This window comes from Microbacterium sp. str. 'China', from assembly GCF_002993305.1.
Taxonomy (GTDB): Bacteria; Actinomycetota; Actinomycetes; order Actinomycetales; family Microbacteriaceae; genus Microbacterium; species Microbacterium paraoxydans.
This window is the reverse complement of sequence record NZ_CP027434.1, coordinates 2,066,162-2,088,473: the sequence shown is the minus strand read 5'-3', so window position 1 is coordinate 2,088,473 and position 22,312 is coordinate 2,066,162. Positions and strand designations below refer to the sequence as shown.

At 70.5% G+C, this 22,312-nt stretch carries 22 protein-coding genes; 19 read left to right on the top strand and 3 right to left on the bottom strand.

The window, feature by feature from the left end:
* Positions 1-45 precede the first annotated feature (45 nt).
* The 3 genes from C6C15_RS10060 to C6C15_RS10050 are packed head-to-tail and all read left to right on the top strand — an operon-like array spanning position 46 to position 3,307.
* Positions 46-993 (top strand): ABC transporter permease, encoded by a 948-nt coding sequence (locus C6C15_RS10060; RefSeq protein ID WP_105949990.1) that lies wholly within the window; start codon positions 46-48, stop codon positions 991-993.
* A complete protein-coding gene (locus C6C15_RS10055; protein ID WP_105949989.1) occupies positions 990-1,802 on the top strand; it encodes an ABC transporter permease in 813 nt (270 codons plus the stop codon). The genes C6C15_RS10060 and C6C15_RS10055 overlap by 4 nt, the downstream gene beginning before the upstream one ends.
* Entirely contained in the window at positions 1,799-3,307 is a 1,509-nt protein-coding gene (locus C6C15_RS10050) for an ATP-binding cassette domain-containing protein (protein ID WP_105949988.1), read from the top strand. Before C6C15_RS10055 ends, C6C15_RS10050 begins: the two co-directional genes overlap by 4 nt.
* Here the strand turns inward: C6C15_RS10050 and C6C15_RS10045 are convergent.
* On the bottom strand, positions 3,297-3,938 hold the full coding sequence (locus C6C15_RS10045) for a pentapeptide repeat-containing protein (RefSeq protein WP_060921673.1): 642 nt from the start codon (positions 3,936-3,938) through the stop codon (positions 3,297-3,299). The two genes, C6C15_RS10050 and C6C15_RS10045, sit on opposite strands and share 11 nt — an antisense overlap.
* A 370-nt stretch (positions 3,939-4,308) precedes the next feature.
* Between C6C15_RS10045 and C6C15_RS10040 the strand changes: the two genes are divergently transcribed.
* From C6C15_RS10040 to ndk, 5 genes are all read left to right on the top strand, one after another.
* Positions 4,309-5,160 carry an endonuclease domain-containing protein gene (locus tag C6C15_RS10040; RefSeq protein ID WP_234024121.1) on the top strand — a complete coding sequence of 284 codons (852 nt, stop codon included), beginning with the start codon at positions 4,309-4,311 and terminating at the stop codon, positions 5,158-5,160.
* Between the two features lie 312 nt (positions 5,161-5,472).
* Positions 5,473-8,925: an isoleucine--tRNA ligase gene (gene ileS, locus C6C15_RS10030; protein WP_105949987.1), complete on the top strand. Its 3,453-nt coding sequence runs from the start codon at positions 5,473-5,475 to the stop codon at positions 8,923-8,925.
* Entirely contained in the window at positions 8,922-10,274 is a 1,353-nt protein-coding gene (locus tag C6C15_RS10025) for a bifunctional folylpolyglutamate synthase/dihydrofolate synthase (protein WP_105949986.1), read from the top strand. Before ileS ends, C6C15_RS10025 begins: the two co-directional genes overlap by 4 nt.
* Positions 10,271-10,687 carry a DUF4233 domain-containing protein gene (locus C6C15_RS10020; RefSeq protein WP_231919630.1) on the top strand — a complete coding sequence of 139 codons (417 nt, stop codon included), beginning with the start codon at positions 10,271-10,273 and terminating at the stop codon, positions 10,685-10,687. Before C6C15_RS10025 ends, C6C15_RS10020 begins: the two co-directional genes overlap by 4 nt.
* Position 10,688: 1 nt before the next feature.
* Positions 10,689-11,105 (top strand): nucleoside-diphosphate kinase, encoded by a 417-nt coding sequence (gene ndk, locus C6C15_RS10015; protein WP_105949985.1) that lies wholly within the window; start codon positions 10,689-10,691, stop codon positions 11,103-11,105.
* A 67-nt stretch (positions 11,106-11,172) separates the two neighbouring features.
* Here the strand turns inward: ndk and C6C15_RS10010 are convergent, their stop codons facing one another.
* The gene (locus C6C15_RS10010) at positions 11,173-11,784 is read right to left on the bottom strand and encodes a vitamin K epoxide reductase family protein (protein WP_105949984.1); all 612 of its coding nucleotides are present in this window, start codon (positions 11,782-11,784) and stop codon (positions 11,173-11,175) included.
* Between the two features lie 282 nt (positions 11,785-12,066).
* Between C6C15_RS10010 and C6C15_RS10005 the strand changes: the two genes are divergently transcribed.
* Positions 12,067-14,598 carry an Rne/Rng family ribonuclease gene (locus C6C15_RS10005; protein WP_234024120.1) on the top strand — a complete coding sequence of 844 codons (2,532 nt, stop codon included), beginning with the start codon at positions 12,067-12,069 and terminating at the stop codon, positions 14,596-14,598.
* On the opposite strand, the gene C6C15_RS10000 is transcribed toward C6C15_RS10005, so the two are convergent.
* Positions 14,560-14,829: a DUF4031 domain-containing protein gene (locus tag C6C15_RS10000; protein ID WP_060921679.1), complete on the bottom strand. Its 270-nt coding sequence runs from the start codon at positions 14,827-14,829 to the stop codon at positions 14,560-14,562. The genes C6C15_RS10005 and C6C15_RS10000 overlap by 39 nt on opposite strands.
* Before the next feature lie 213 nt (positions 14,830-15,042).
* Here C6C15_RS10000 and rplU point away from each other — a divergent pair, with 213 nt between their 5' ends.
* From rplU to C6C15_RS09950, 10 genes are all read left to right on the top strand, one after another.
* A complete protein-coding gene (rplU, locus tag C6C15_RS09995; RefSeq protein WP_025104973.1) occupies positions 15,043-15,351 on the top strand; it encodes a 50S ribosomal protein L21 in 309 nt (102 codons plus the stop codon).
* Positions 15,352-15,369: 18 nt separating this feature from the next.
* A complete protein-coding gene (gene rpmA, locus C6C15_RS09990; RefSeq protein ID WP_025104972.1) occupies positions 15,370-15,627 on the top strand; it encodes a 50S ribosomal protein L27 in 258 nt (85 codons plus the stop codon).
* 98 nt (positions 15,628-15,725) lie between these two features.
* Positions 15,726-17,225, top strand: coding sequence for a GTPase ObgE (obgE, locus tag C6C15_RS09985; protein WP_105949983.1), 1,500 nt, complete (start codon positions 15,726-15,728; stop codon positions 17,223-17,225).
* A complete protein-coding gene (gene proB, locus C6C15_RS09980) occupies positions 17,222-18,007 on the top strand; it encodes a glutamate 5-kinase (RefSeq protein WP_105949982.1) in 786 nt (261 codons plus the stop codon). The genes obgE and proB overlap by 4 nt, the downstream gene beginning before the upstream one ends.
* Before the next feature lie 9 nt (positions 18,008-18,016).
* On the top strand, positions 18,017-19,270 hold the full coding sequence (locus tag C6C15_RS09975; RefSeq protein ID WP_105949981.1) for a glutamate-5-semialdehyde dehydrogenase: 1,254 nt from the start codon (positions 18,017-18,019) through the stop codon (positions 19,268-19,270).
* A 67-nt stretch (positions 19,271-19,337) separates the two neighbouring features.
* Positions 19,338-19,559: a hypothetical protein gene (locus tag C6C15_RS09970; RefSeq protein ID WP_060921683.1), complete on the top strand. Its 222-nt coding sequence runs from the start codon at positions 19,338-19,340 to the stop codon at positions 19,557-19,559.
* A 6-nt stretch (positions 19,560-19,565) separates the two neighbouring features.
* Entirely contained in the window at positions 19,566-20,168 is a 603-nt protein-coding gene (nadD, locus tag C6C15_RS09965; protein WP_082749995.1) for a nicotinate-nucleotide adenylyltransferase, read from the top strand.
* Complete coding sequence (locus tag C6C15_RS09960; RefSeq protein ID WP_105949980.1) at positions 20,165-21,220, top strand: hypothetical protein; 1,056 nt, start codon at positions 20,165-20,167, stop codon at positions 21,218-21,220. Before nadD ends, C6C15_RS09960 begins: the two co-directional genes overlap by 4 nt.
* Entirely contained in the window at positions 21,220-21,600 is a 381-nt protein-coding gene (rsfS, locus tag C6C15_RS09955) for a ribosome silencing factor (RefSeq protein ID WP_105949979.1), read from the top strand. Before C6C15_RS09960 ends, rsfS begins: the two co-directional genes overlap by 1 nt.
* A 1-nt stretch (position 21,601) precedes the next feature.
* On the top strand, positions 21,602-22,291 hold the full coding sequence (locus tag C6C15_RS09950) for an SDR family oxidoreductase (protein ID WP_060921686.1): 690 nt from the start codon (positions 21,602-21,604) through the stop codon (positions 22,289-22,291).
* The last annotated feature ends 21 nt before the right edge of the window (positions 22,292-22,312 follow it).

Sequence of the window (22,312 nt, the reverse complement as noted above, 5' to 3'; positions counted from 1 at the left end):
ATCCGGCGGCCGTCGTTTCGAGGGAGCGGGCGGAGTGATCGAACCGTGAAGGCGGTGCTCGGCCGTGCCCTCGGGCTCGTCGCCTCGGTGGTCATCGTGCTGTGGGGCGCCGCGACGGTCGCGTTCCTGGCCTTCCGGGTGATCCCCGGCGACCCGGTCTCGGTGATGCTGGGGCCGCAGGCGCAGGTGAGCGAGGTCGTCAAGGACGGCATCCGCGCCGATCTCGGGCTCGACCGTCCGCCGCTGGAGCAGTACGTCGGCTTCATCGGGCAGCTCGCCCGCGGCGACCTCGGCGAGTCGTACCAGCTGCGGCTGCCGGTGACCGAGGTCATCGGACGGCAGCTCGGCGCGACCGTGCAGCTCTCGGCCCTGGCGCTGGGGATCGCCGTCGTCCTCGCCCTCGCGGTCGCGGTCTTCGTGCGGGGCCGTGTCGGGCGTACCGTCGCCGCCGGCGTCGAGCTCGTGGTGCTCTCCTCGCCGGTGTTCTGGATCGGGCTGCTGCTGCTCAGCGTCTTCGCGTTCGGACTGGGGTGGTTCCCCGTCTCGGGCACCCGCAATCCGGCGACCATCGTCCTGCCGGCGATCACGCTCGCCCTCCCGGTCGCGGCGCTGCTCAGCCAGGTGCTGCGCGACGGGTTGATGCAGGCGGAGCGGATGCCGTTCGCGGAGACGGTCCGCGCGCGGGGCGCCGGGCCGACCTGGTTCACGCTGCGGCACGGGGTGCGGCACGGCGCCGCGTCGGCGGTCACCCTCGCGGCCTATCTCACCGGCTCGGTCCTCGGGGGCGCGGTTCTCGTCGAGACCGTGTTCGCCCGGCCCGGCCTGGGGCGGGTCACTCTCGCCGCCATCAACGACCGGGATCTCCCCGTCCTCACCGGGATCATCCTGCTGAGCGCTCTCGTCTTCGTCGTCATCAACGTGGTGGTGGAGCTCGTGCATCCGCTGATCGACCCCCGCGTCGCCGCCTCCTCCCGACCGGGAGTCGTCCGATGAGTCGGGGGCAGCGGTTCCTGCTGGGCTCCGCCGCGGTCGTGCTGGTCGTGGTCGCCGTCGCCGCCCTCTGGCCGGGGCTGCTCGCCACGCACGATCCGCTGCAGACCGAGGTGCGGGCCGCTCTGCTGCCGCCGAGTGCCGAGCACCCCTTCGGCACCGATCAGAGCGGCCGCGACGTGTACTCCCGCGTGGTGTTCGGCGCGGGGCGCTCGGTCGGGATCGGACTTCTCGCCACCGCCATCGCCCTCGCCGCCGGCCTGCTGGTGGGGGCGCTCGCCGGCATGTCGCCGCGGGGCGTGGACATCACGCTCATGCGCGTCAACGACGTGCTCATGGCGTTCCCGGAGTTCCTGGTGGCGCTCGTCGTGGTGGCCGTGCTGGGACCGGGCCCGGTGAACATCGCCATCGCGGTGACGCTGGCGGCCGCACCCGTGTACGTGCGGCTCGCCCGCGTGCAGACCCGGACGCTCCGCGTGGCGGAGCACGTCGAGGCCGCCCGCATCCTCGGCGTGCCGCCGCTGCGGGCGTTCCGCCGGCACGTGATCCCGGGAGTGCTGGGATCGCTGAGCGTGCTGGCGACCATCGGCATCGGGTCGAGCATCCTCGCCGCCGCCGGACTGAGCTTCCTGGGCCTGGGGCCGTCCGAGCCGACTCCGGAGTGGGGCCTCATGCTCGCCGGCGGTCGCAACGTGCTCGGGCAGGCGTGGTGGGTGTCGGTCTTCCCCGGTCTCGCGATCACGCTGACGGTGGTGTGCGCGACGGTGATCGGTCGGATCCTCCGGGCTCGGGCGGAGGGGAGGGACGCATGAGTGCGGCGCTGGAGGTCGAGGGGCTGCGGATCGCCTTCGCGGGGACTCCCGTCGTGGAGGACGTCTCGTTCGCGGTGGATGCCGGCGAGTGCCTGGCGATCGTGGGGGAGTCGGGGGCGGGGAAGTCGCTCTCAGCTCGCGCTCTGCTCGGCCTCACGCCGTCGACGGCCGACGTCGCCGTCGACCGGCTCCGCATTGACGGGGTGGATGCCGCCGCGCTGACCGAGCGCGGCTGGCGGCGGCTCCGGGGAACCGGGATCGGCCTCGTGTCGCAGGACGCCCTCGTATCCCTGGACCCGTTGCGACGGATCGCGGACGAGATCGCCGAGCCGCTGTGGCTGCACCGCCTCGTGCGCGGGCGCGCGGCCCTCGCTGTGCGGGTGCGGGAGCTTCTCGGACGGGTGTGGATGCCCGACCCCGACCGCCGTGCACGGCAGCGTCCGCAGGAGCTCTCCGGAGGGTTGCGGCAGCGCGCGCTCATCGCCTCGGCGCTGGCCGGGAACCCCGCGGTGCTCGTCGCGGATGAGCCCACCACGGCCCTGGACGCGACCGTGCAGGCCCGGATCCTCGTGCTCCTGCGGGAGATCGCCGATGATGGCACCGCCGTGGTCTTCATCAGTCACGACTTCGCGGCGGTGCGGCGAGTGGCGGATCGGGTGCTGGTGATGAAGGACGGCCGGATCGTGGAGTCCGGCCCGGTCGCGGAGGTGCTGGCCGCCCCTCGCCACCCGTACACCCGGCAGCTCCTCGCGGCGACGATGCACGAGCCGCGGGAGGAGCGTGCGGCGTCCTCGGAGGCCGTGGTGGTCGCCGACGACGTGTCCAAGACGTTCGGCGGGGTGCCCGCGGTCGTCGATGCGTCGTTCACGGTGCCCGCCGGGCGGACGCTCGGCATCGTCGGCGAATCCGGATCGGGCAAGACGACCCTCGCCCGGATGCTGGTGGGCGTCGAGAGGCCGGACACCGGAGTGCTGCGGTGGACCGGGGCACCACGGGTGCAGCTCGTGCACCAGAACCCGCTCGGCGCCTTCGACCCGCGGTGGACGGTCGGGCGGTCCCTGGAGGAGGCTCTGGAGGCGGGAGGGGTGCCGCGCGGCGCGCGTCGGATGCGGGTCGCGGCGCTGCTCGCGGAGGTCGGGCTCGACGAGAGCGTCGTGGAACGACGTCCGGCGGCGCTGTCAGGCGGGCAGCGGCAGCGGGCGGCCCTGGCGCGGGCTCTCGCGGCGGACCCGGACGTGCTGGTGCTGGACGAGCCCGTCTCCGCTCTCGACCCGTCGGTACGGGAGCGGGTGCTCCGGCTCCTCGCGCGGGTGCAGGAGGAGCGGCGGCTCACGATGGTGTTCGTCTCCCACGACCTCGACGTCGTCGGCGCCGTCGCGGACGACGTCCTGGTCATGCAGGACGGCCGGATCGTCGAGCAGGGGCCCACGGCGGCGGTGTTCGCGGCGCCGCAGCATCCGTTCACCCGGGAGCTGCTCGCGGCGAGCGGCCCCGTCAGTCCGTGACGGTGATCCCGAGCCCGGCCGCCATCACGGGCGCGAGTTGCTGCACCTGCACCGACGAGAGGGTGGTGCCCCGCAGGCTCTGGACGTCGAGGTAGGAGAGCGCGTCGAGGCCGCGGAGGTCCACGTCCTTCGCGCGCAGGCCCCGGGGGTCGACCTCGTCGCTGCGCGTGGCCTGGAACCGGACACGCATCAGTTCGGCCTGCGGGATGTCGATCGTGCGGACGGCGCATCCCACGACGTCGACGTCTTCGGCGCGGGCGGCGCCCAGGTTCAGGTAGTCGATGCGCACGTCCCGCAGCTCGAGCTCGGCCACGCGGGCGTCGCCGAGGTCGAGGGTCCCGATGCGGCCGCCCGTGATCCGGAGTCGACGGATGCTCGCGTTCCGCAGCCGGAGCGACGCGATGCGCGGCTCGGGCAGGTCGACGTCGAGGAGCGTGGCCCCGGTGAGGTCGATGCTGTCGGCGTCGGCCTGCACCGCGCACTGCTCGAGCGTGGCGTACGCGAGGTCGACGGTGCCGGTGAGCTCCAGCGCGGCGGCGAGGAGGTCAGCCCGGCGCGCGGCTTCACGCGGCTCCAGCACGGGCGGCAGGTCGGGCGCGGACACACGGGGCGCGGTCGGGGAGTTCGGCATCCTCCGAGGCTATGTCCTCCCTCCGACACCCTCGCTCCTCCCTGCTCCGGCTCCCAGCTCGCAGATCCTCACTGACTCGCACTCTCCCTCGCAGTCCCTGCGACAGGAGTCCCGATCTGCGTCCTCACCCCGGCCCACCCCGGCTCCGTGGCTCCGGGACTCTTGCCTGCGGGAGCTCGCTGATCTGCGCCGCGTCGCAGGCCCCCGCCAGGTTCCTCCGACGTGCGCGTGAATCTGCGACATCGGGTGGGGTACGGAAGAGAAGGACTCGGGCTGCACAGGAGAGGGAGTGGGGGAGTTGTGCACAGAGGGTGGGAGGAGTTGGCCGAGACAGGTAACGAGGGAGGGGGTGGGGAGCAGCATCGAGAGCATGAACGGGATGAGGCGGGCACGGCTGCTGCAGGCGATGCGCGAGGTCGACGGAGTCGCACGGGTCGAGAGGCTCCGGGATCGCGGGGTCAGCCGGTACGACCTCGAGACGGCGGTCGCGGAGCGGGTGATCCAGCGGGTGCGAGTCGGGTGGGTGGCGCTGCCCGGTGCCGATCCGCGTCGGGTGACCGCGGCGCAGCACGGTGTTCTGCTGACGTGTGTGACGCAGGCGCGGCGGCTGGGCATCTGGGTGCACGACGAGAGACCGCGCCTTCACCTCGCCGCCAGCCCGGGCAGCCGGGGCGGGAAGCCGCCGGAGGCCCGCGTGCACTGGGCTCGGCCTCTGGTCCCGCGACACCCCGATGCGCTGGAGGACCCGATCGAGAATGTGCTGAGCCTGGTGTCCACGTGCGAGCCGTACGAACAGGCGCTCGCGACCTGGGAGTCGGCATTGAACAAGGGTCTCGTCGATCGAGAGAGGCTGCTCCGACTCCGCTGGGGACCGCGCGGGCGGCGGCTCCTGGCCGAGGCGCTGCCGTTCGCCGATGCGGGGCTCGAGACCTACCTGCGCGTGCGACTGCGCTGGCTCCGGCTGCCGCTGCGCTTCCAGACGTGGATCGCCGGGCATCGGGTGGACGCCCTGATCGGCGAGCGGCTCGTGCTGCAGATCGACGGCGGCACCCATGTCGGAGCCCAGCGCGACCAGGACAACCGTCACGATGCGGAGCTGAAGCTGCGCGGCTACCACGTCATCCGTCTGGGCTATCACCAGGTGATGGACGAGTGGCCCGCGGTGCAGGACCTCGTCATGCGCGCCGTCGCCCAGGGACTGCATCGTGCTCGCACGGCGTGATGTCGCAGATTCCGCCCCGCGTCGCAGGGATGTCTCCAGAACCTGCGACGTGGAAGAGAATCCGCGGGAGGAGGAGCACGCGTACAATGGGCACACGAGCATCGATCCGGCCATCACCGGGGAGCTCTCGGAAGAACGGTCCGGCGACGGACTCAGTAGAACCGAGCGGGGCAGGCCCGTCACAGCCGCAGTGAGAGTGGTCCGTGGGTCTCTGAGCTTGTCGAAGGGACGCAGGGGCACGCGAGGTGGTACCGCGGTCCGCGAGGATCGTCCTCGCAGCAGCATCCGCCACGACGACCACTGCGAGAGACCATGACCTACCCGCGCTCCTCCTTCGGCCCCGCTGCCGACCAGGCCGCCACTGTGGCGCCGAGCCCCCGCTTCCCGCAGATCGAGGAGGAGGTGCTCGACTTCTGGAAGACCGACGACACCTTCCGCGCCTCCATCGAGCAGCGCGAGGGTGCCCCCGAGTGGGTGTTCTACGACGGCCCTCCCTTCGCGAACGGTCTGCCGCACTACGGCCACCTGCTCACGGGCTACGCCAAGGACGTGTTCCCGCGCTTCCAGACCATGATCGGGCACAAGGTCGACCGCGTCTTCGGATGGGACACCCACGGGCTCCCGGCCGAGCTCGAGGCGATGAAGCAGCTCGGGATCACCGAGAAGAGCGAGATCGAGGAGATGGGGATCGACGTCTTCAACGAGAAGGCGCGCTCTTCGGTCCTGAAGTACACGCGGGAGTGGGAGGACTACGTCACCCGCCAGGCCCGGTGGGTGGACTTCGAGCGCGGCTACAAGACGCTCGACCTCGGCTACATGGAGAGCGTGCTCTGGGCCTTCAAGACCCTGTACGACAAGGGGCTCGCTTACGAGGGCTACCGCGTCCTCCCGTACTGCTGGCGCGATGAGACGCCGCTGTCCGCCCACGAGCTGCGCATGGACGACGACGTCTACCAGATGCGACAGGACCCGTCGGTCACCGTCACCTTCCCGCTCACCGGCGCGAAGGCCGAGGCGCTCGGGCTCACCGGCGTGCGCGCCCTCGCCTGGACGACGACCCCGTGGACCCTGCCGACCAACCTCGCCCTCGCCGTGGGGCCGGACATCGAGTATGTCGTGCTGCCCGCCGGTCCCGCCGGCGCCTCCGACGTGCACCAGGGGCGCGCCGCTCCCTCGGCCGACCAGCTCGCGGTCGAGGCCTCCGCGCACCGCTACCTGCTCGCGAAGGATCTGCTCGGCGGGTACGCCAAGGATCTCGGTTACGAGAGCCCGGAGGACGCGCTCGCTGCGGTCGACGCCACGCTGCGCGGTGCGGAGCTGGCCGACGTCACCTACGACCGCCTGTTCGACTACTACGCGGACGAGGAGACCTACGGCACGGGGAACGCCTGGCGCATCCTCGTCGACGACTATGTGACCACCACCGACGGCACCGGCATCGTCCACCAGGCACCGGCCTACGGTGAGGACGACCAGCGCGTCGCCGGCGCCGCGGGCATCCCGACGATCCTGTCCCTCGACGACGGCGGCCGCTTCCTCCCGAACGTGACGGATGTGGCGGGCGAGTTGTGGATGGACGCGAACACCCCGCTCGTGCGGATCATCCGCGACAACGGTCGCCTGGTCCGGCTGCAGAGCTACGAGCACTCCTACCCGCACTGCTGGCGCTGCCGGAACCCCCTGATCTACAAGGCCGTGTCGAGCTGGTTCATCCGGGTCACCGACATCAAGGACGACCTCCTCGCGAACAACGAGCAGATCACCTGGGTGCCGGAGAACGTGAAGGAGGGACAGTTCGGCAAGTGGCTCGAGGGCGCCCGCGACTGGTCGATCAGCCGCAACCGCTACTGGGGCTCGCCCATCCCGATCTGGAAGAGCGACGACCCGGAGTACCCGCGCGTCGACGCCTACGGCTCGCTGGAGGAGCTGGAGCGCGACTTCGGCACGCTGCCGCGGAATCCCGAGGGCGAGGTGGATCTGCACCGCCCCTACATCGACGATCTGACCAGGCCGAACCCGGACGACCCCACGGGCAAGAGCACGATGCGGCGCATCGGCGACGTCTTCGACGTGTGGTTCGACTCCGGCTCGATGCCCTACGCCCAGGTGCACTATCCGTTCGAGAACCAGGAGTGGTTCGACTCGCACTCCCCGGCCGACTTCATCGTGGAGTACATCGGCCAGACGCGCGGCTGGTTCTACGTCATGCACGTGCTCTCGACGGCGCTGTTCAACCGCCCGGCGTTCACGGGCGTCAGCTGCCACGGCATCGTGCTCGGCAGCGACGGCTACAAGATGTCGAAGTCGCTGCGGAACTATCCGGACGTGTCGGAGGTGCTGGACCGCGACGGGTCCGACGCGATGCGCTGGTTCCTGATGTCCAGCGCAGTGCTCCGCGGAGGCAACCTCATCGTCACCGAGGAGGGCATCCGGTCCGGCGTGCGCGAATTCCTGCTGCCGCTGTGGAACTCGTGGTACTTCTTCGCGACGTATGCGAATGCTTCGACAGGCTCAGCAGCCCAGGGAGGAGCAGGCTCAGCGACCCAGGGAGGAGCAGGCTCCGCGACCCAGGGAGGCGGGTACGAGGCGTCGTGGCGCACCGACTCGACCGACGTCCTCGACCGGTACATCCTCGCGCGGCTGGGCGACCTCGTCCGCGAGGTCCGGGCCGATCTGGAAGGTCTGGACTCGACCACCGCGTCCGCGCGACTGCGTGACTTCGCCGAGGTGCTGACGAACTGGTACATCCGCCGCTCGCGCGACCGGTTTTGGGTGGGCGTGACGCACGACCCGAAGAGCCGCGAGGCCTTCGACACGCTCTACACGGTGCTGGAGACCCTGTGCCGCGTGGCCGCGCCGCTCGTCCCGCTCATCAGCGAGCGCGTGTGGCAGGGCCTCACCGGCGGGCGCAGCGTGCACCTGCAGGACTGGCCCGATGCGGATCAGTTCCCCGCCGCCGACGAGATCCGCGACGCCATGGATGCCGTCCGTGAGCTGTCGAGCGTCGGCAACGCGCTGCGCAAGAAGGAGAAGCTGCGCGTGCGGCTGCCGCTCGCACGGCTCACGGTGGTCTCTCCGCTCGCGGCCGACCTCGGCCAGTTCGAGGACATCCTCCGCGAGGAGCTCAACGTGAAGACCGTCGAGCTCGTCCCGCTGACCGACGAGGCGGCGGGGGAGTACGGCATCAGCCACCGGCTGAGCGTGAACGCCCGCGCTGCGGGTCCGCGCCTCGGCAAGGACGTCCAGAAGGCCATCCAGGCCGCGCGCTCGGGTGACTGGTCCGAGACCGACGGCGTCGTGACCGCCGGCGGCATCGCTCTGGAGCCCGCTGAGTACGACCTCGTCCTCGAGACCACGGGTCGCCCCGAGGGGGAGGCCCTGGCCATCGTCCCGTCCGGCGGCTTCGTCCTTCTCGACACCGACACGACGCCGGAGCTGGAGGCGGAGGGCATCGCCCGCGACGCCATCCGCGTCGTGCAGGAGGCGCGCAAGAATGCGGGACTCGACGTCAGCGACCGGATCGTGCTGGCCCTCAACGCCGCCCCCGCGGAGGCGGCGGCGCTGGAGACCCATGCCGACCTCATCGCCGCCGAGACGCTCGCCGTGGCGTTCGCCGTGCAGCCGACCGACGACCTCGACCGGCTCGTCGACGAGGTCACCAGCCCCGGAGACGGCGTGCATCGGAGCGGGGCGAAGGCCCTCGGGGCCGGGAAGGCGCCGCTCCTCGTCACGATCGACACGAACCTGGAGAAGGTGGGCGCATGAGTGCGAGAGACCGGGCCGACGCCGTCTACGAGACGCTGCTGAGCCGTGCCGGGGAACGCTGGGTGCAGCCGCGCAAGGAGCGGACGGCGCGGATCCTCGAGTACCTCGACGATCCGCAGCGCACCTACCGCGTCATCCACATCACCGGCACCAACGGCAAGACGTCGACCGCGCGGATGATCGAGAGCCTGCTGCGCGCCCATGATCTGCGCACCGGCCTGTTCACGAGTCCGCACCTGGAGCGCTTCACCGAGCGCATCATGATCGACGGCGAGCCGATCGCCGACGAGGCCGTCGCCGACGCCTGGGACGAGATCGAACCGTTCGTGGGGATCGTCGACGCCGAGCTCGAGGCGGCGGGGGAGGCCCCGCTGACGTTCTTCGAGCTGCTCACGGTCCTCGCCTTCGTCGCGGTCGCCGACGCGCCCGTCGACGTGCTCGTGCTCGAGGTCGGCATGGGTGGCGAGTGGGACTCCACGAACACCGCCGACGGCGACGTGGCGGTGTTCGCTCCGATCGACATCGACCACGCGGACCGCCTGGGGAGCACGATCGCCGAGATCGCCCGGGTCAAGGCCGGCATCATCAAGGAGGGCGCCGCCGTCGTCTCCGCCCAGCAGCCCGCCGAGGCCGCCGAGGTGCTGCGCCGTGTGGCCGCGGAGCGTCATGCCACCATCGCCTTCGAAGGCGAGGACTTCGGGCTCGCCGAGCAGAAGCTCGCGGTCGGCGGCCAACTCCTCACCATCCGGGGCCTCGCGGGGCAGTACGAGGAGGAGTACCTGCCGCTGTACGGCGCGCACCAGGGTCACAACGCCGCCCTGGCCGTCGCCGCCGTCGAGTCGCTCATCGGCGGCGCCGGTCAGGCGATCGCCGGCGGCGTGATCTCCGACGGACTCCAGGGCAGCACGTCTCCCGGCCGGCTGCAGCTCCTCGGCATCGCCCCCACCGTCATCGTCGACGCCGCGCACAACCCGCACGGGGCCGCGGCGCTCGCCCAGGCGCTCGACGACAGCTTCGACTTCGACGAGTGGGGCCTCGTGCTCGGCGTCCTCGCGGACAAGGACGCGGCGGGGATCGTCGCGCGGCTCGCGCCGGCCGCTGCGCACGTCTTCGCGACCGCGCCGGAATCGGACCGCGCCAGCGATGCCGACCTCATCGCCGATCTCGTCGAACAGGCCGGACACCGCGCCACCGTGCACCCGTCGCTCGCCGACGCCGCGGACGCGGCCCGGGAATGGGCGGCCTCGTCGGATCGTCGGGCCGTGGTCATCGCCGGCTCCGTCGTGCTCGCGGGTGAGGCGATCGCGCTCTCCGAGGAGGAGGACTGGAAGTCGGGGTGGCGCGCATGAGTGCCGCCGCCGCCCCGCGTCGACCGCGCGCCCCGCGCACCCTCGTGCAGAAGCTCGCCCCGGTGGTGCTCGGCTTCGAGGCGATCGTCGTCTTCCTGGTCGGTCTCACCATCTTCGGCTTGAAGGCTCTGCCCGCCGGCATCGAGCAGTGGTGGGGGATCGTGGGCGGTGCCGTCGTGGCCGTGGCCTGCGTCGTCATCGCGGGCATGATCACGAAGCCCTGGGCGATCCCCGCCGGATGGATCGTGCAGATCGTGGTCGCGCTGTCGGCCATCGCCGTCCCCGCGGTGCTTCTCGTCGTCCTGATTTTCGGCGGCATGTGGGCGTATGCGACCATCATGGGGGCCCGCCTGGACGCACGACGCCCGAGCGGGGCTCCGACCGCGCAGAACGCAGACACAGAGAGTGAATGACATGGCCACCGAAGAAACCCTCGTCCTCGTCAAGCCGGACGGTGTCGCCCGCGGCCTCACCGGCACGATCCTCGCCCGCATCGAGGCGAAGGGATACGCCCTCGTCGACATCCGCCTCGTCGAGCCCGACCGCGACCTCCTCGCCGCGCACTACGCCGAGCACGAGGGCAAGCCGTTCTACGAGCCCCTTCTCGAGTTCATGATGTCCGGTCCCTCCGTGGCGATCCGCCTCGCGGGCAACCGCGTCATCGAGGGCTTCCGCTCCCTCGCCGGCACGACCGACCCCACGACCGCCGCGCCGGGCACCATCCGTGGTGACTTCGGTCGCGACTGGGGCCTCAAGGTGCAGCAGAACCTCGTGCACGGCTCGGACAGCCCCGAGTCGGCCACTCGCGAGCTGGGCATCTGGTTCGACTGACCCCGATCCTCACGACGAAGCCCGTCCGCCGAAATGGCGGACGGGCTTCGTCGTTCTCATGGAGAGATCAGAAGAGGATCTTCGCCATCTCGCCGAGGAAGTCGAGGCCCTGCAGCTGCGCGAGGAAGATGATCAGCGCATAGGCGACGACGGTCGCCAGCGGCACCCACGGCATGAGCTTGTCGGCACCCGCGCGGACCTTCGCATTGCTCGTGAACGTGCCGTTGCGGGCCAGGTGGACCATGGTGGCGAAGAAGGTGGGGATCGTCACCGCCCAGGTGACCATGCACCAGGGGCAGAGCACGAAGAGGTCGTAGAGGCTCTGCGCGATCAGCCAGCACACGAGGCCGAACGCGAAGGTGATGCCGACCCCGAACGCTGCCCAGAACCATCGGGGGAAGCGTGCGCCGGCGAGGATCGCGACACCGACGACGAGCGGCGCCATCCAGCCCGTGAGGCCGATGATCGGGTTCGGGAAGCCGAAGACCGAGCCCTGCCACGACTGCAGGTTGGTGCTGCACTGGATGAACGGGCTGAGGTCACACCCGAGCGCTTCCTGCGGGTTCTCCAGCAGCGCGAACTTCTCGACCGTGAGCTGGAAGGCGGCGTACCAGCCGATGACGCTCGCGATGATCAACCACACGGCATAGACGACGGGGCGGGTGCGCTGCTCGCTCATGCTCAGGATTATCCCAGTGACGGCTATGGAAAGGGCGAGAACCGCCCGGAGAAAACGGGCGGGGACCGACGGGATGCCGCGATCGGACCGACTTGGTGCGATAATGACCTGTGATGCGATGAACGGCGTTGCCGCGACACGCGTCGAGCAGACTTCGGGGCCCATGCCCCACGCGACCAGAGCCGTGAGCCGGTCGCAGGCCGATTGAGTTCGCGGCACCCGCGGGTGCCGCATGAGATTTCACGGGACACGCAGTGGACCGTGCCAGGGAGCACGCCAGAGATGGCCGATGAGAACAATGACAACAACGCCCCCGCCCTCGACGCCCCGGCTGATGCCGCGGAGCCGCTGACGGCGCCCACCGACGCCACAGACGTCGAGGCGGAGAGCGACACCTCCGCGGCGCAGGCTCCGTCCGAGGACGTCCCTGCGGAGTCCGACGCCGCCGCCGAGCCCGAGGCCCCTGCAGAGCCCGAGGCTCCTGCCGAGTCCGAAGCTCCCGCAGAGCCCGAGGCTCCTGCCGAGTCCGAGGCTCCCGCGGAGCCCGAGGCTCCGGCTGAGCCTGAGGCTCCCGCGGAGTCCGCGGCTCCCGCGGAGCCCGAGGCTCCTGCGGAGCCCGAGGCCCCTGCCGAAACTGAGGCTCCGGCTGAGCCTGAGGCTCCCGCAGAGTCCGAGGGTCCGGCTGAGCCCGAGGCCCGGGCCGAGCCGGAGAAGCCCGCGGCCGTCACCGCCGTGTCGCTCGGACTGCTGCCCGAGGTCTTCGTGTCGCAGGTGTCGACCCAGCTGCACTTCTATGCACCGGAGATCGTCCCGCTTCCTGCCCGCCCCGGTCGTGACGACCGTGCGCCGGAGCGCGACCAGGAGGAGTCCGGAGGAGGGCGCCGCGGGCGCCGTCGCCGTGGCGGATCCGAGGGCGATGACCAGCGCGACGAGCCGCGGCAGCGCCAGCGCGTCGTCGAGTACATCACCGAGCCGAAGGCGATCAAGGGTTCGACCAGGCTCGAAGCCAAGAAGCAGCGGCGTCGTGACGGCCGTGACGCCGGTCGTCGTCGTCCGGTCGTGACCGAGGCCGAGTTCCTCGCGCGTCGCGAGTCGGTCGACCGCAAGATGGTCGTGCGCTCCAAGAACGGCCGCACGCAGATCGGAGTCCTGGAGGACGGCGTGCTCGTGGAGCACTACGTCGCCCGCAACCAGGACGCCTCGCTGATCGGCAACGTCTATCTCGGTCGCGTGCAGAACGTGCTTCCCAGCATGGAGGCCGCGTTCGTCGACATCGGCCGCGGCCGCAACGCCGTGCTCTACTCGGGCGAGGTGGACTGGGACGGCGTCGAGACCGGCAACCAGCCCCGTCGCATCGAACTGGCGCTGAAGCCCGGCGATCGCGTGCTCGTGCAGGTCACCAAGGACCCGGTGGGCCACAAGGGCGCCCGCCTCACGAGCCAGATCTCGCTGCCCGGCCGCTACCTCGTGTACGTGCCCGGCGGCTCGATGAACGGCATCAGCCGCAAGCTGCCCGACAACGAGCGCGCGCGTCTCAAGCGCATCCTCAAGGAGGTGCTGCCGGAGTCGTCCGGCGTGATCGTCCGCACGGCGGCCGAGGGCGCCACCGAGGAGCAGCTGACCCGCGACGTGCAGCGCCTCACCTCGCAGTGGGAGCACATCCAGAAGCAGGTCGAGAGCCAGCAGGCGCCGGCGCTCCTGCACGCCGAGCCCGACCTGCTCGTGAAGATCGTCCGTGACGTCTTCAACGAGGACTTCACGAAGATGCTCATCCAGGGCGAGGAGTCGCAGCGCACGATCCGGGCGTATCTGGAGAGCGTCGCGCCCGACCTGCTCGAGCGCGTCGAGGCCTATGAGGACGACGTCGACCCGTTCGACGCGTTCCGCATCACCGAGCAGATCGAGAAGGCGCTGGACCGCAAGGTGTGGCTGCCCTCCGGCGGCTCGCTCGTGATCGACCGCACCGAGGCCATGACGGTCGTCGACGTCAACACCGGCAAGTTCGTCGGCTCGGGCGGAAACCTCGAGGAGACCGTCACCAAGAACAACCTCGAGGCCGCGGAGGAGATCGTCCGCCAGCTCCGCTTGCGCGACATCGGCGGCATCATCGTCGTCGACTTCATCGACATGGTCCTGGAGTCCAACCGCGATCTCGTGCTTCGGCGCCTGATCGAATGCCTGAGCCGCGACCGGACCAAGCACCAGGTCGCCGAGGTCACCTCGCTCGGGCTCGTGCAGATGACGCGCAAGAAGCTGGGGCTCGGCCTGCTGGAGACCTTCAGCGAGGCGTGCGAGGTCTGCGCCGGCCGCGGCGTGATCGTGCACCACGACCCGGTCGTGAAGCACCGCGCGAACGGCAACGGCAACAACAACGGCGGTAACGGCAACGGCGGACGCCGGCAGCGCGGGAACGGCAACGGCAACGGCGGCGGCAACAATCACCCCGCGCCCGCCGCACCGCCTGTGACCCACGCCATCACCGAGGGGGCGAAGTCCGCCCTCGCGCAGATCGCTGCCTCCACCATTGCGCCGGCCGGTGAACCGGCCGCCGAGGTGCCGGTCGTCGAGTCCGCTCCGGCGCCCGCATCCGAGCGCCCGAAGAAGGCCCGGAAGAAGCGCGGCGACCGCAAGGGGCCGAAGACCCCGACCGAGGAGCTGCTCGACTCGGTGCTGGACGCGCTTCCGGAGCCCAAAGCGCCGGGTCAGGGCCGTGGACGGCGTCGGGTCACCACCGCCGCGCTCTCCGGCACGCCCGTGTCCGTGAACTCGGAGGCCTCAGTGCCGCCGGTCGCGTCCGCGGACCCGGAGGCCTGAGGCGATCAGGCGCCGGACGAGCTCCTTGCCGGAGACGTGCTGTGCACCGCCGGCGATGAGCCGGGGGACGGCGTCCTCCGGGACGTCGTAGTGGTCGAGGTCGAAGGCCCGGGCGGGGATGCCGTGCGCGCGGGCGAACGCGTGCAGCTCGTCGAGGTTGTCGTCGCTGACCAGGTGCGCCCACAGGCGTCCGTGGGCGGGCCAGCGGGGGTCGTCGACGAGTACGGTCACTCCGTCAGCCTACGACCGGCCCCGTCGCCCGGCTCACTTTGCGAGGTCAGCCGGCATCCGGTAAAGTAGTCCCTTGGTGCGCATGCCGCGTCGTCCTCGACGGCCGAAGCGGAGAGTCTTGCATTCGCGCCCGTCGTACCAGCGACGCATGCAAGCAACAGTCTTCCCGTGAGATTCTCGGAGCCGCGTGCTCCCCAACGAAACAGGTATGAAGTGGTTTACGCAGTAGTGCGCGCCGGTGGCCGGCAGGAGAAGGTCGAGGTCGGCACCATCGTTCAGCTCGACCGTGTTCAGGCTGCCCAGGGCGACAAGATCCAGCTGCCCGCCGTGCTGCTCGTCGACGGCTCCACGGTGACCACCGACGCCGACGCGCTGGCGAAGGTCACCGTCACGGCTGAGGTCGTCGGCAACCTCCGCGGCCCGAAGATCGTCATCCAGAAGTACAAGAACAAGACCGGCTACAAGAAGCGTCAGGGCCACCGCCAGGAGCTCACGCGCGTCAAGATCACCGGCATCAAGTAAGACCGAGGAGACCAGGACATGGCACACAAAAAGGGCGCAAGCTCCACCCGTAACGGTCGTGACTCCAACGCACAGCGCCTCGGCGTGAAGCGCTTCGGCGGTCAGCAGGTCCTCGCCGGCGAGATCATCGTCCGCCAGCGCGGCACCCACTTCCACCCCGGCGCCAACGTCGGCCGTGGTGGCGACGACACGCTGTTCGCTCTGGCCGCCGGTGCGGTCGAGTTCGGCGCGAAGGGCGGCCGCAAGGTCGTCAACATCGTCGCTGCTGCTGAGTGATCACAGCACCACGCTAAACATCCGGTTCGGGGCGGGCTTCGGCTCGCCCCGTCCGTGTATCTGCCGTCAGGCACCCTGAGCAACCGAAGGACTCGCACATGGTCACGTTCGTCGACACCGTCACACTGCACCTGCGTGCAGGCAAGGGCGGCAACGGCTGCGTCTCCGTGCACCGGGAGAAGTTCAAGCCCCTCGGCGGTCCGGACGGCGGCAACGGCGGCGACGGCGGCGACATCGTGCTCGTCGCCGACACGCAGACCGGCACGCTGCTGTCGTACCACCACTCGCCGCACCGCTCGTCGGGCAACGGCGGACCGGGCATGGGCGATCACCGCTCCGGCTTCGACGGCGAGACCCTGGAGCTCCCCGTCCCGGTCGGCACCGTGGTCAAGAACCCGAACGGCGACGTCCTGATCGACATGATCGAGCCGGGGGAGCGCTTCGTCGTGGCTGCGGGCGGTCAGGGCGGACTGGGCAACGCGGCCCTGGCGACCCCCAAGCGCAAGGCTCCGGGGTTCGCTCTGCTCGGCACCCCGGGCTTCGAGGGCGACGTCGTCCTCGAGCTCAAGACCGTCGCCGACGTGGCGCTCGTCGGCTACCCGTCCGCGGGCAAGTCGAGCCTCATCGGCGCGATCTCGGCCGCACGACCCAAGATCGCCGACTACCCCTTCACGACGCTGCACCCGAACCTCGGCGTGGTCCAGGTGGAGGACTTCCGCTACACCGTCGCGGATGTGCCCGGCCTCATCGAGGGCGCCAGCGAGGGCCGCGGGCTCGGACTCGAGTTCCTGCGGCACGTGGAGCGCTGCTCCGCCCTGCTGCACGTGCTCGACTGCGCGACGCTGGAGCCGAACCGCGACCCCGTCTCCGACCTCGACGTCATCCTCGCCGAGCTGGCCGCGTACGAGGTGCCGGAGGGCCAGACTCCTCTGCTGGAGCGCCCGCAGTTCGTGGCGTTGAACAAGGTCGACGTGCCGGAGGCGCGTGACCTCGCCGATCTCGTGCGGCCCGACCTGGAGGCTCGCGGTTTCCGGGTGTTCGAGATCTCCACGGTCTCGCACGAGGGGCTGCGCCCCCTCACGCTGGCTCTCGGCGAGCTGGTCGAGCAGCACCGCAAGGAGACCGCGGTCGAGGCGCCGCGCGAGCGCGTCGTCATCCGCCCGAAGGGCTCGGTGAAGCCGTTCACCATCCGGGTCGAGGGCGGCACCTATGGCAACATCTACCGCATCCTGGGCGAGAAGCCGGTGCGCTGGGTGCAGCAGACCGACTTCCAGAACGAGGAGGCCGTGGGCTACCTCGCCGACCGTCTGGAGAAGCTGGGCGTCGAGGACGAGCTCTTCCGTCTCGGCGCCGTGCAGGGTTCGACGGTCGTGATCGGCGAGGGCGACAGCATCGTCTTCGACTGGGAGCCGACGATGAGCTCCGCGGCCGAGCTCATGACGGCACCCCGCGGCACCGACCCGCGTCTGGCGCCGAACGCCCGCCGTACCACGTCCGAGCGGCGCGAGCAGTACTACGAGCGCATGGACGCGAAGGCGCAGGCGCGCGCCGAGCTGGAGGCGGAGCGGCTCGCCACGTACCGCGAGGACGAGGCGTGAGCGCACGCACGCGCGCCGACCTCGCGACGGCGACGCGGATCGTCGTGAAGGTGGGCTCGTCGTCCATCAGCGGCGAGTCCTCCTGGCGCATCCCGGTGCTCGTCGAGGCGCTGGCCGCGGCGCATGCCCGCGGAGCCGAGGTCGTGCTCGTGTCGTCGGGAGCGATCGCCTCCGGTATCCCCTTCCTCCGCCTGGACGCGCGGCCCACCGACCTCGCCACGCAGCAGGCCGCGGCCGCGGTCGGGCAGAACATCCTCGTCTACCGGTACCAGGAGGCACTGCGCCCCTTCGACATCGTCGCCGGTCAGGTGCTGCTCACCACCGGAGACCTCGAGAACCCGACGTCGCGCTCGAACGCACGGCGGGCCATGGAGCGCCTGCTGGGGCTGCGAACCCTTCCGATCGTGAACGAGAACGACACGGTCGCGACGCAGGAGATCCGGTTCGGCGACAATGACAGGCTGGGTGCTCTCGTCGCGCAGCTCATCGAGGCCGACGCCCTCATCCTCCTCAGCGACATCGAGTCGCTGTACACGCGGCCGCCGAGCGACCCCGCCGCCGAGCCCATCGACGTCGTCGCTCCGGACGCGGACCTCTCCGGGCTGGAGTTCGGCGCCACGGTCGTCAACAGCGTCGGCACCGGGGGAGCGGCTACGAAGGTCTCCGCCGCCCGACTCGCGGCGGCCTCGGGCATCGGGGTCCTGGTCACCAGTGCTGACCTCGTCTCCCAGGCCCTGGCGGGCGCCGACATCGGGACCTGGTTCGAGCCCGCCACCTCCTAGACTGGGCGGATGACCGACCTCACCCCTCAGACGCGCCTGGAGCGGGCCAAGGAGGCCTCGCGAGCGACCGCCGCCCTCACGAGCGACGACAAGGCGCGGGCACTCGAAGCCATCGCCGTCGCCCTCGAGGCGGATGCCGCCCGGATCATCGAGGCGAACCAGCGGGATGTCGAGCGCGGTCGTGAGGACGGCATCGGCGAATCCCTCGTCGACCGCCTCCGTCTGGACGAGAAGAGGGTCTCCGCCCTCGCAGCCGCCGTCCGCGATGTGGCGGCTCTGCCCGACCCGGTGGGTCGCGTGGTCGGTGGGCACCGGATGCCGAACGGCGTGGCTCTCGAACAGGTGCGCGTGCCGTTCGGCGTGGTCGGGGCCATCTATGAGGCGCGACCCAACGTCACCGTCGACATCGCCGCCCTCGCCCTGCGCTCGGGCAATGCGGTCGTCCTGCGCGGAGGCAGCGCCGCACGCGATTCGAACACGGTGCTCGTCGACGTGATGCGCTCCGCCCTCGGTACCGCGGGCGTGACGCCGGAGGCGATCCAGACCGTCGACGACTTCGGCCGCGACGGGGCGAAGGCACTCATGCACGGCCGCGGCTTCATCGACGTGCTCGTGCCCCGCGGCAGCGCCGGTCTCATCGAGACCGTCGTGACGGAGTCGACGGTGCCTGTCATCGAGACGGGCGCCGGGAACGTGCACATCCTGCTCGACGAGAGCGCCCCGGACGACTGGGCGTCCGACATCGTCGTGAACGCCAAGGTGCAGCGCCCGAGCGTGTGCAACGCGGTCGAGACCGTTCTCGTCCACCGACAGGCCGCCCCGCGGCTGATCCCGCTCGTCGCGAGCGCGCTCATGAGTGAGGGGGTGGCGATCCACGGCGACGACGTGGTCGCAGGACTCGTGGCCAACATCATTCCGGCGACCGAGGAGGACTGGGCGACCGAGTACCTGAGCCTGGACGTCGCGATGAAGGTCGTCGACAGCCTCGACGACGCTCTCGACCACATCCGGCGCTACAGCACGGGGCACACGGAGTCCATCGTCACCACCGACTCCCGCAGCGCGGAGCGGTTCCTGGCCGAGGTGGACTCCGCCGTGGTGATGGTGAACGCCTCCACGCGGTTCACGGACGGGGCCGAGTTCGGCTTCGGCGCCGAGGTGGGGATCTCGACGCAGAAGCTGCATGCGCGGGGTCCGATGGGGCTCTCCGAGCTGACCAGTACGAAATGGCTCGCGCGTGGGACAGGTCAGACCCGCGGGTGAGGGCTAGACTGGGGGACGCTGTATCCCCACAGGACCCCCGAGACAGCACGCCACGAACGGAGTCAGGATGAACCTCGTCGCACAGATCGCGATGGCCGCCGCAGAGACCGAGCACCACGGCAACGTGGCTCTCGACACGGTGATCTTCGGAGCCATCGCCGCGATCGTGTTCGCCGCTCTCGGTCTCGTGACGCTGTCGTACAAGAACGTCGCGAACCGCCACTCGGCGAAGGCGGAGGCCTGGGCGGCGAAGCACGGCAAGGACCACGAGGCGGGACACGGCCACTAGGCCCTCATGAGCACCGCGACCACGCGCGCACCGCGCATCGGCGTGATGGGCGGGACTTTCGATCCGATCCATCACGGCCATCTGGTCGCCGCCAGCGAGGTCGCGCACTCGTTCGATCTCGACGAGGTGGTGTTCGTCCCGACGGGTCGTCCCTGGCAGAAGGCCGACGTCACGCCGAGTGAGCATCGCTATCTGATGACGGTCATCGCAACGGCCTCCAACCCGCAGTTCACGGTGAGCCGCGTGGACATCGACCGCGCGGGTCCGACGTACACGATCGACACGCTCCGCGACCTCAAGGAGCAGCGCCCGGACGCCGAGCTGTTCTTCATCAGCGGGGCGGACGCCGTGGCGCAAATTCTCAGTTGGAGAGACCATGATGAATTGTGGGAACTGGCCCACTTCGTCGCGGTCTCCCGCCCAGGACACGTTCTGAGCATCGACGGCCTCCCGAGCGACGACGTCAGCCAGCTCGAGGTGCCGGCGCTGTCCATATCGTCGACGGACTGTCGAGACCGCGTCCGCGACGATCAACCGGTCTGGTACCTCGTCCCCGACGGGGTCGTCCAGTACATCGCGAAGCATCATCTGTATCGGAGCAAGGCATGAGCACATCGGATCAGCGAGGTCCGCTGACGCGGAAGCAGCTGCGGGAGATCCGGTTGACGGGATCCACCCCGATCATCAGCGAGGAGCAGGCCAACGCCGCCGCGGAAGCCGCGGCTCCCTCGCAGCCGTTGCCGCGTGCCGCCGAGCCCGTGGTCATTCCGCCCGCCCCGGTCGCCGGCACTCCTGTCGATCCTGAGGCCGCGCCGCTCACCCGGCGTCAGGCGCGGGAGCAGGAGAAGATCAAGACCGTCCCGGTTCCCGCCGCCGGCGCGCCGGAGCAGGAGGCGCTGGAAGAGCCGGCGGTGCAGCCGGATGCCTCCGGCGACGACGACATCGATAACGACGAGGTCGTCGCGGAGCCCGTCAGTGCGGCCCAGGCCGCCGACACGGTCGGAGAGGTGCCACTCGCCGACGAGCACGCGCAGACGCCGGAGTCCGAGCCTGAGGATCCCGCGGTCGCACTCGGTGTCAGCCAGGAGGACACCGCCGAGGGGGAGGACCTCCTCGACGAGGACGCCGAGGAGGATGTCGACCAGGGCGAGCGTCCGACGGTCAGTCCGACCTTCGGCCAGGGCGTGCTGCAGGACGAGACGCCCGCCGAGCAGGCACCCTTCCGCCCCTCCTTCGATGAGCTGCTCACCTCGAACGACTCCGGGGGCACCCAGCACTCGGCCCCGAACGCGCTGATCTTCACCCCGTCCCCCGGCGAGGGCTCTCTCTCCGGTCCGGTCGCCTCCACCGGCGAGATCCTCGTCACGGGGTCGTACGAGCTGCCGAAGGGGCTCGGCTCGCAGGGCCACGCCCACGGAACGACGGACGGCAAAGAGGTCGACGCCGTCCTCATCGACGGCGAGCTGCCGCCCGCGTCTTCCCCCACTCCGATCGCGGCGAGTTCCGCCGTCAGCACCATCAAGCCCGCCGGCGAGGTGATCCGTCCGCCGGCACCCGAGAAGGGCAACCGGCTGATGCTGATCGCCGCCATCGTCGCGGGCGCCCTCGCGCTGGGTCTGGGCACGGCCCTGGTCATCGCCTTCACAGGAAACGTCTTCTGATGCAATCACCCGAAACCGCCGAAGAGATGCTGCGCATCGCCGCTGAAGCCGCCGTGGCCAAGGGGGGTGAGGATCTCGTCGCGCTGAACGTCTCCGAACCGCTCCCGCTCGTCGACATCTTCCTGCTCGTGACCGGCAACAGCGAGCGGAACGTCGCCGCCATCGCCGACGAGATCGAGGACCGTCTCGTCGAGTCCGGGCACAAGCGCGTGCGCCGGGAGGGGCGAGCCGAGGCACGGTGGGTGCTGCTGGACTTCGGCGACCTCATCGTCCACGTCTTCCACCAGGAGGAGCGGGTCTACTACGGCCTGGAGCGTCTGTGGAAGGACTGCCCGGTGATCCCGCTCGAGGTCGCCGAAGCGTCGGCTGACAACGCCTGACATGGCCACGCACCTGCTGACCGGTGCGGGGTCGGGGATCGGCGCGGTCCTCGCCCGACGACTCGTGGAGCGTGGCGACGACGTCGTGGTGCTCGCACGCGATGCGGGACGGGCGCGGCAGATCGCCGAGCAGCTGCCAGGGGTCTCGGCGCTGGTCGGCGACCTCGCGCAGCCGGGACGCCTCTCCTGGGCGCTCTCGAAGCAGAGCCTGCCCGATCGCATCGATTCCCTGGTGCACGCGGCCGGGGTCGTCGACCTCGGAACGGTGGGAGATCTCACTCCGGCGCTCTGGGACCAGCAGCTCGCCGTCAATCTCGTCGCCCCGGCGGAGCTCACGCGGCTCCTGCTTCCCGTCCTCCGCGTCTCGCGGGGTCATGTGGTGTTCGTGAACTCCGGAGCCGGACTCCGGGCGAGCCCTGGGTGGTCGGCGTACGCGGCCTCGAAGCACGGCCTGCGGGCCCTCGCGGATGCGCTCCGGCAGGAGGAAGCCGAGCACGGCCTCCGGGTGACATCGGTCTATCCAGGGCGCACGGCGACGCCCATGCAAGAACGCGTGCACCAGCAGGAAGGTCAGGAGTACGACGCAGCCCGGTTCATCACACCGGAAGCCGTGGCGACGACGATCCTCGCGGCGCTGGACCTCCCGCGGGACGCGCATCTCACGGATCTCACCGTGCGTCCGCAGGGCTGAGCGAGTCGATCCTTCCATTCT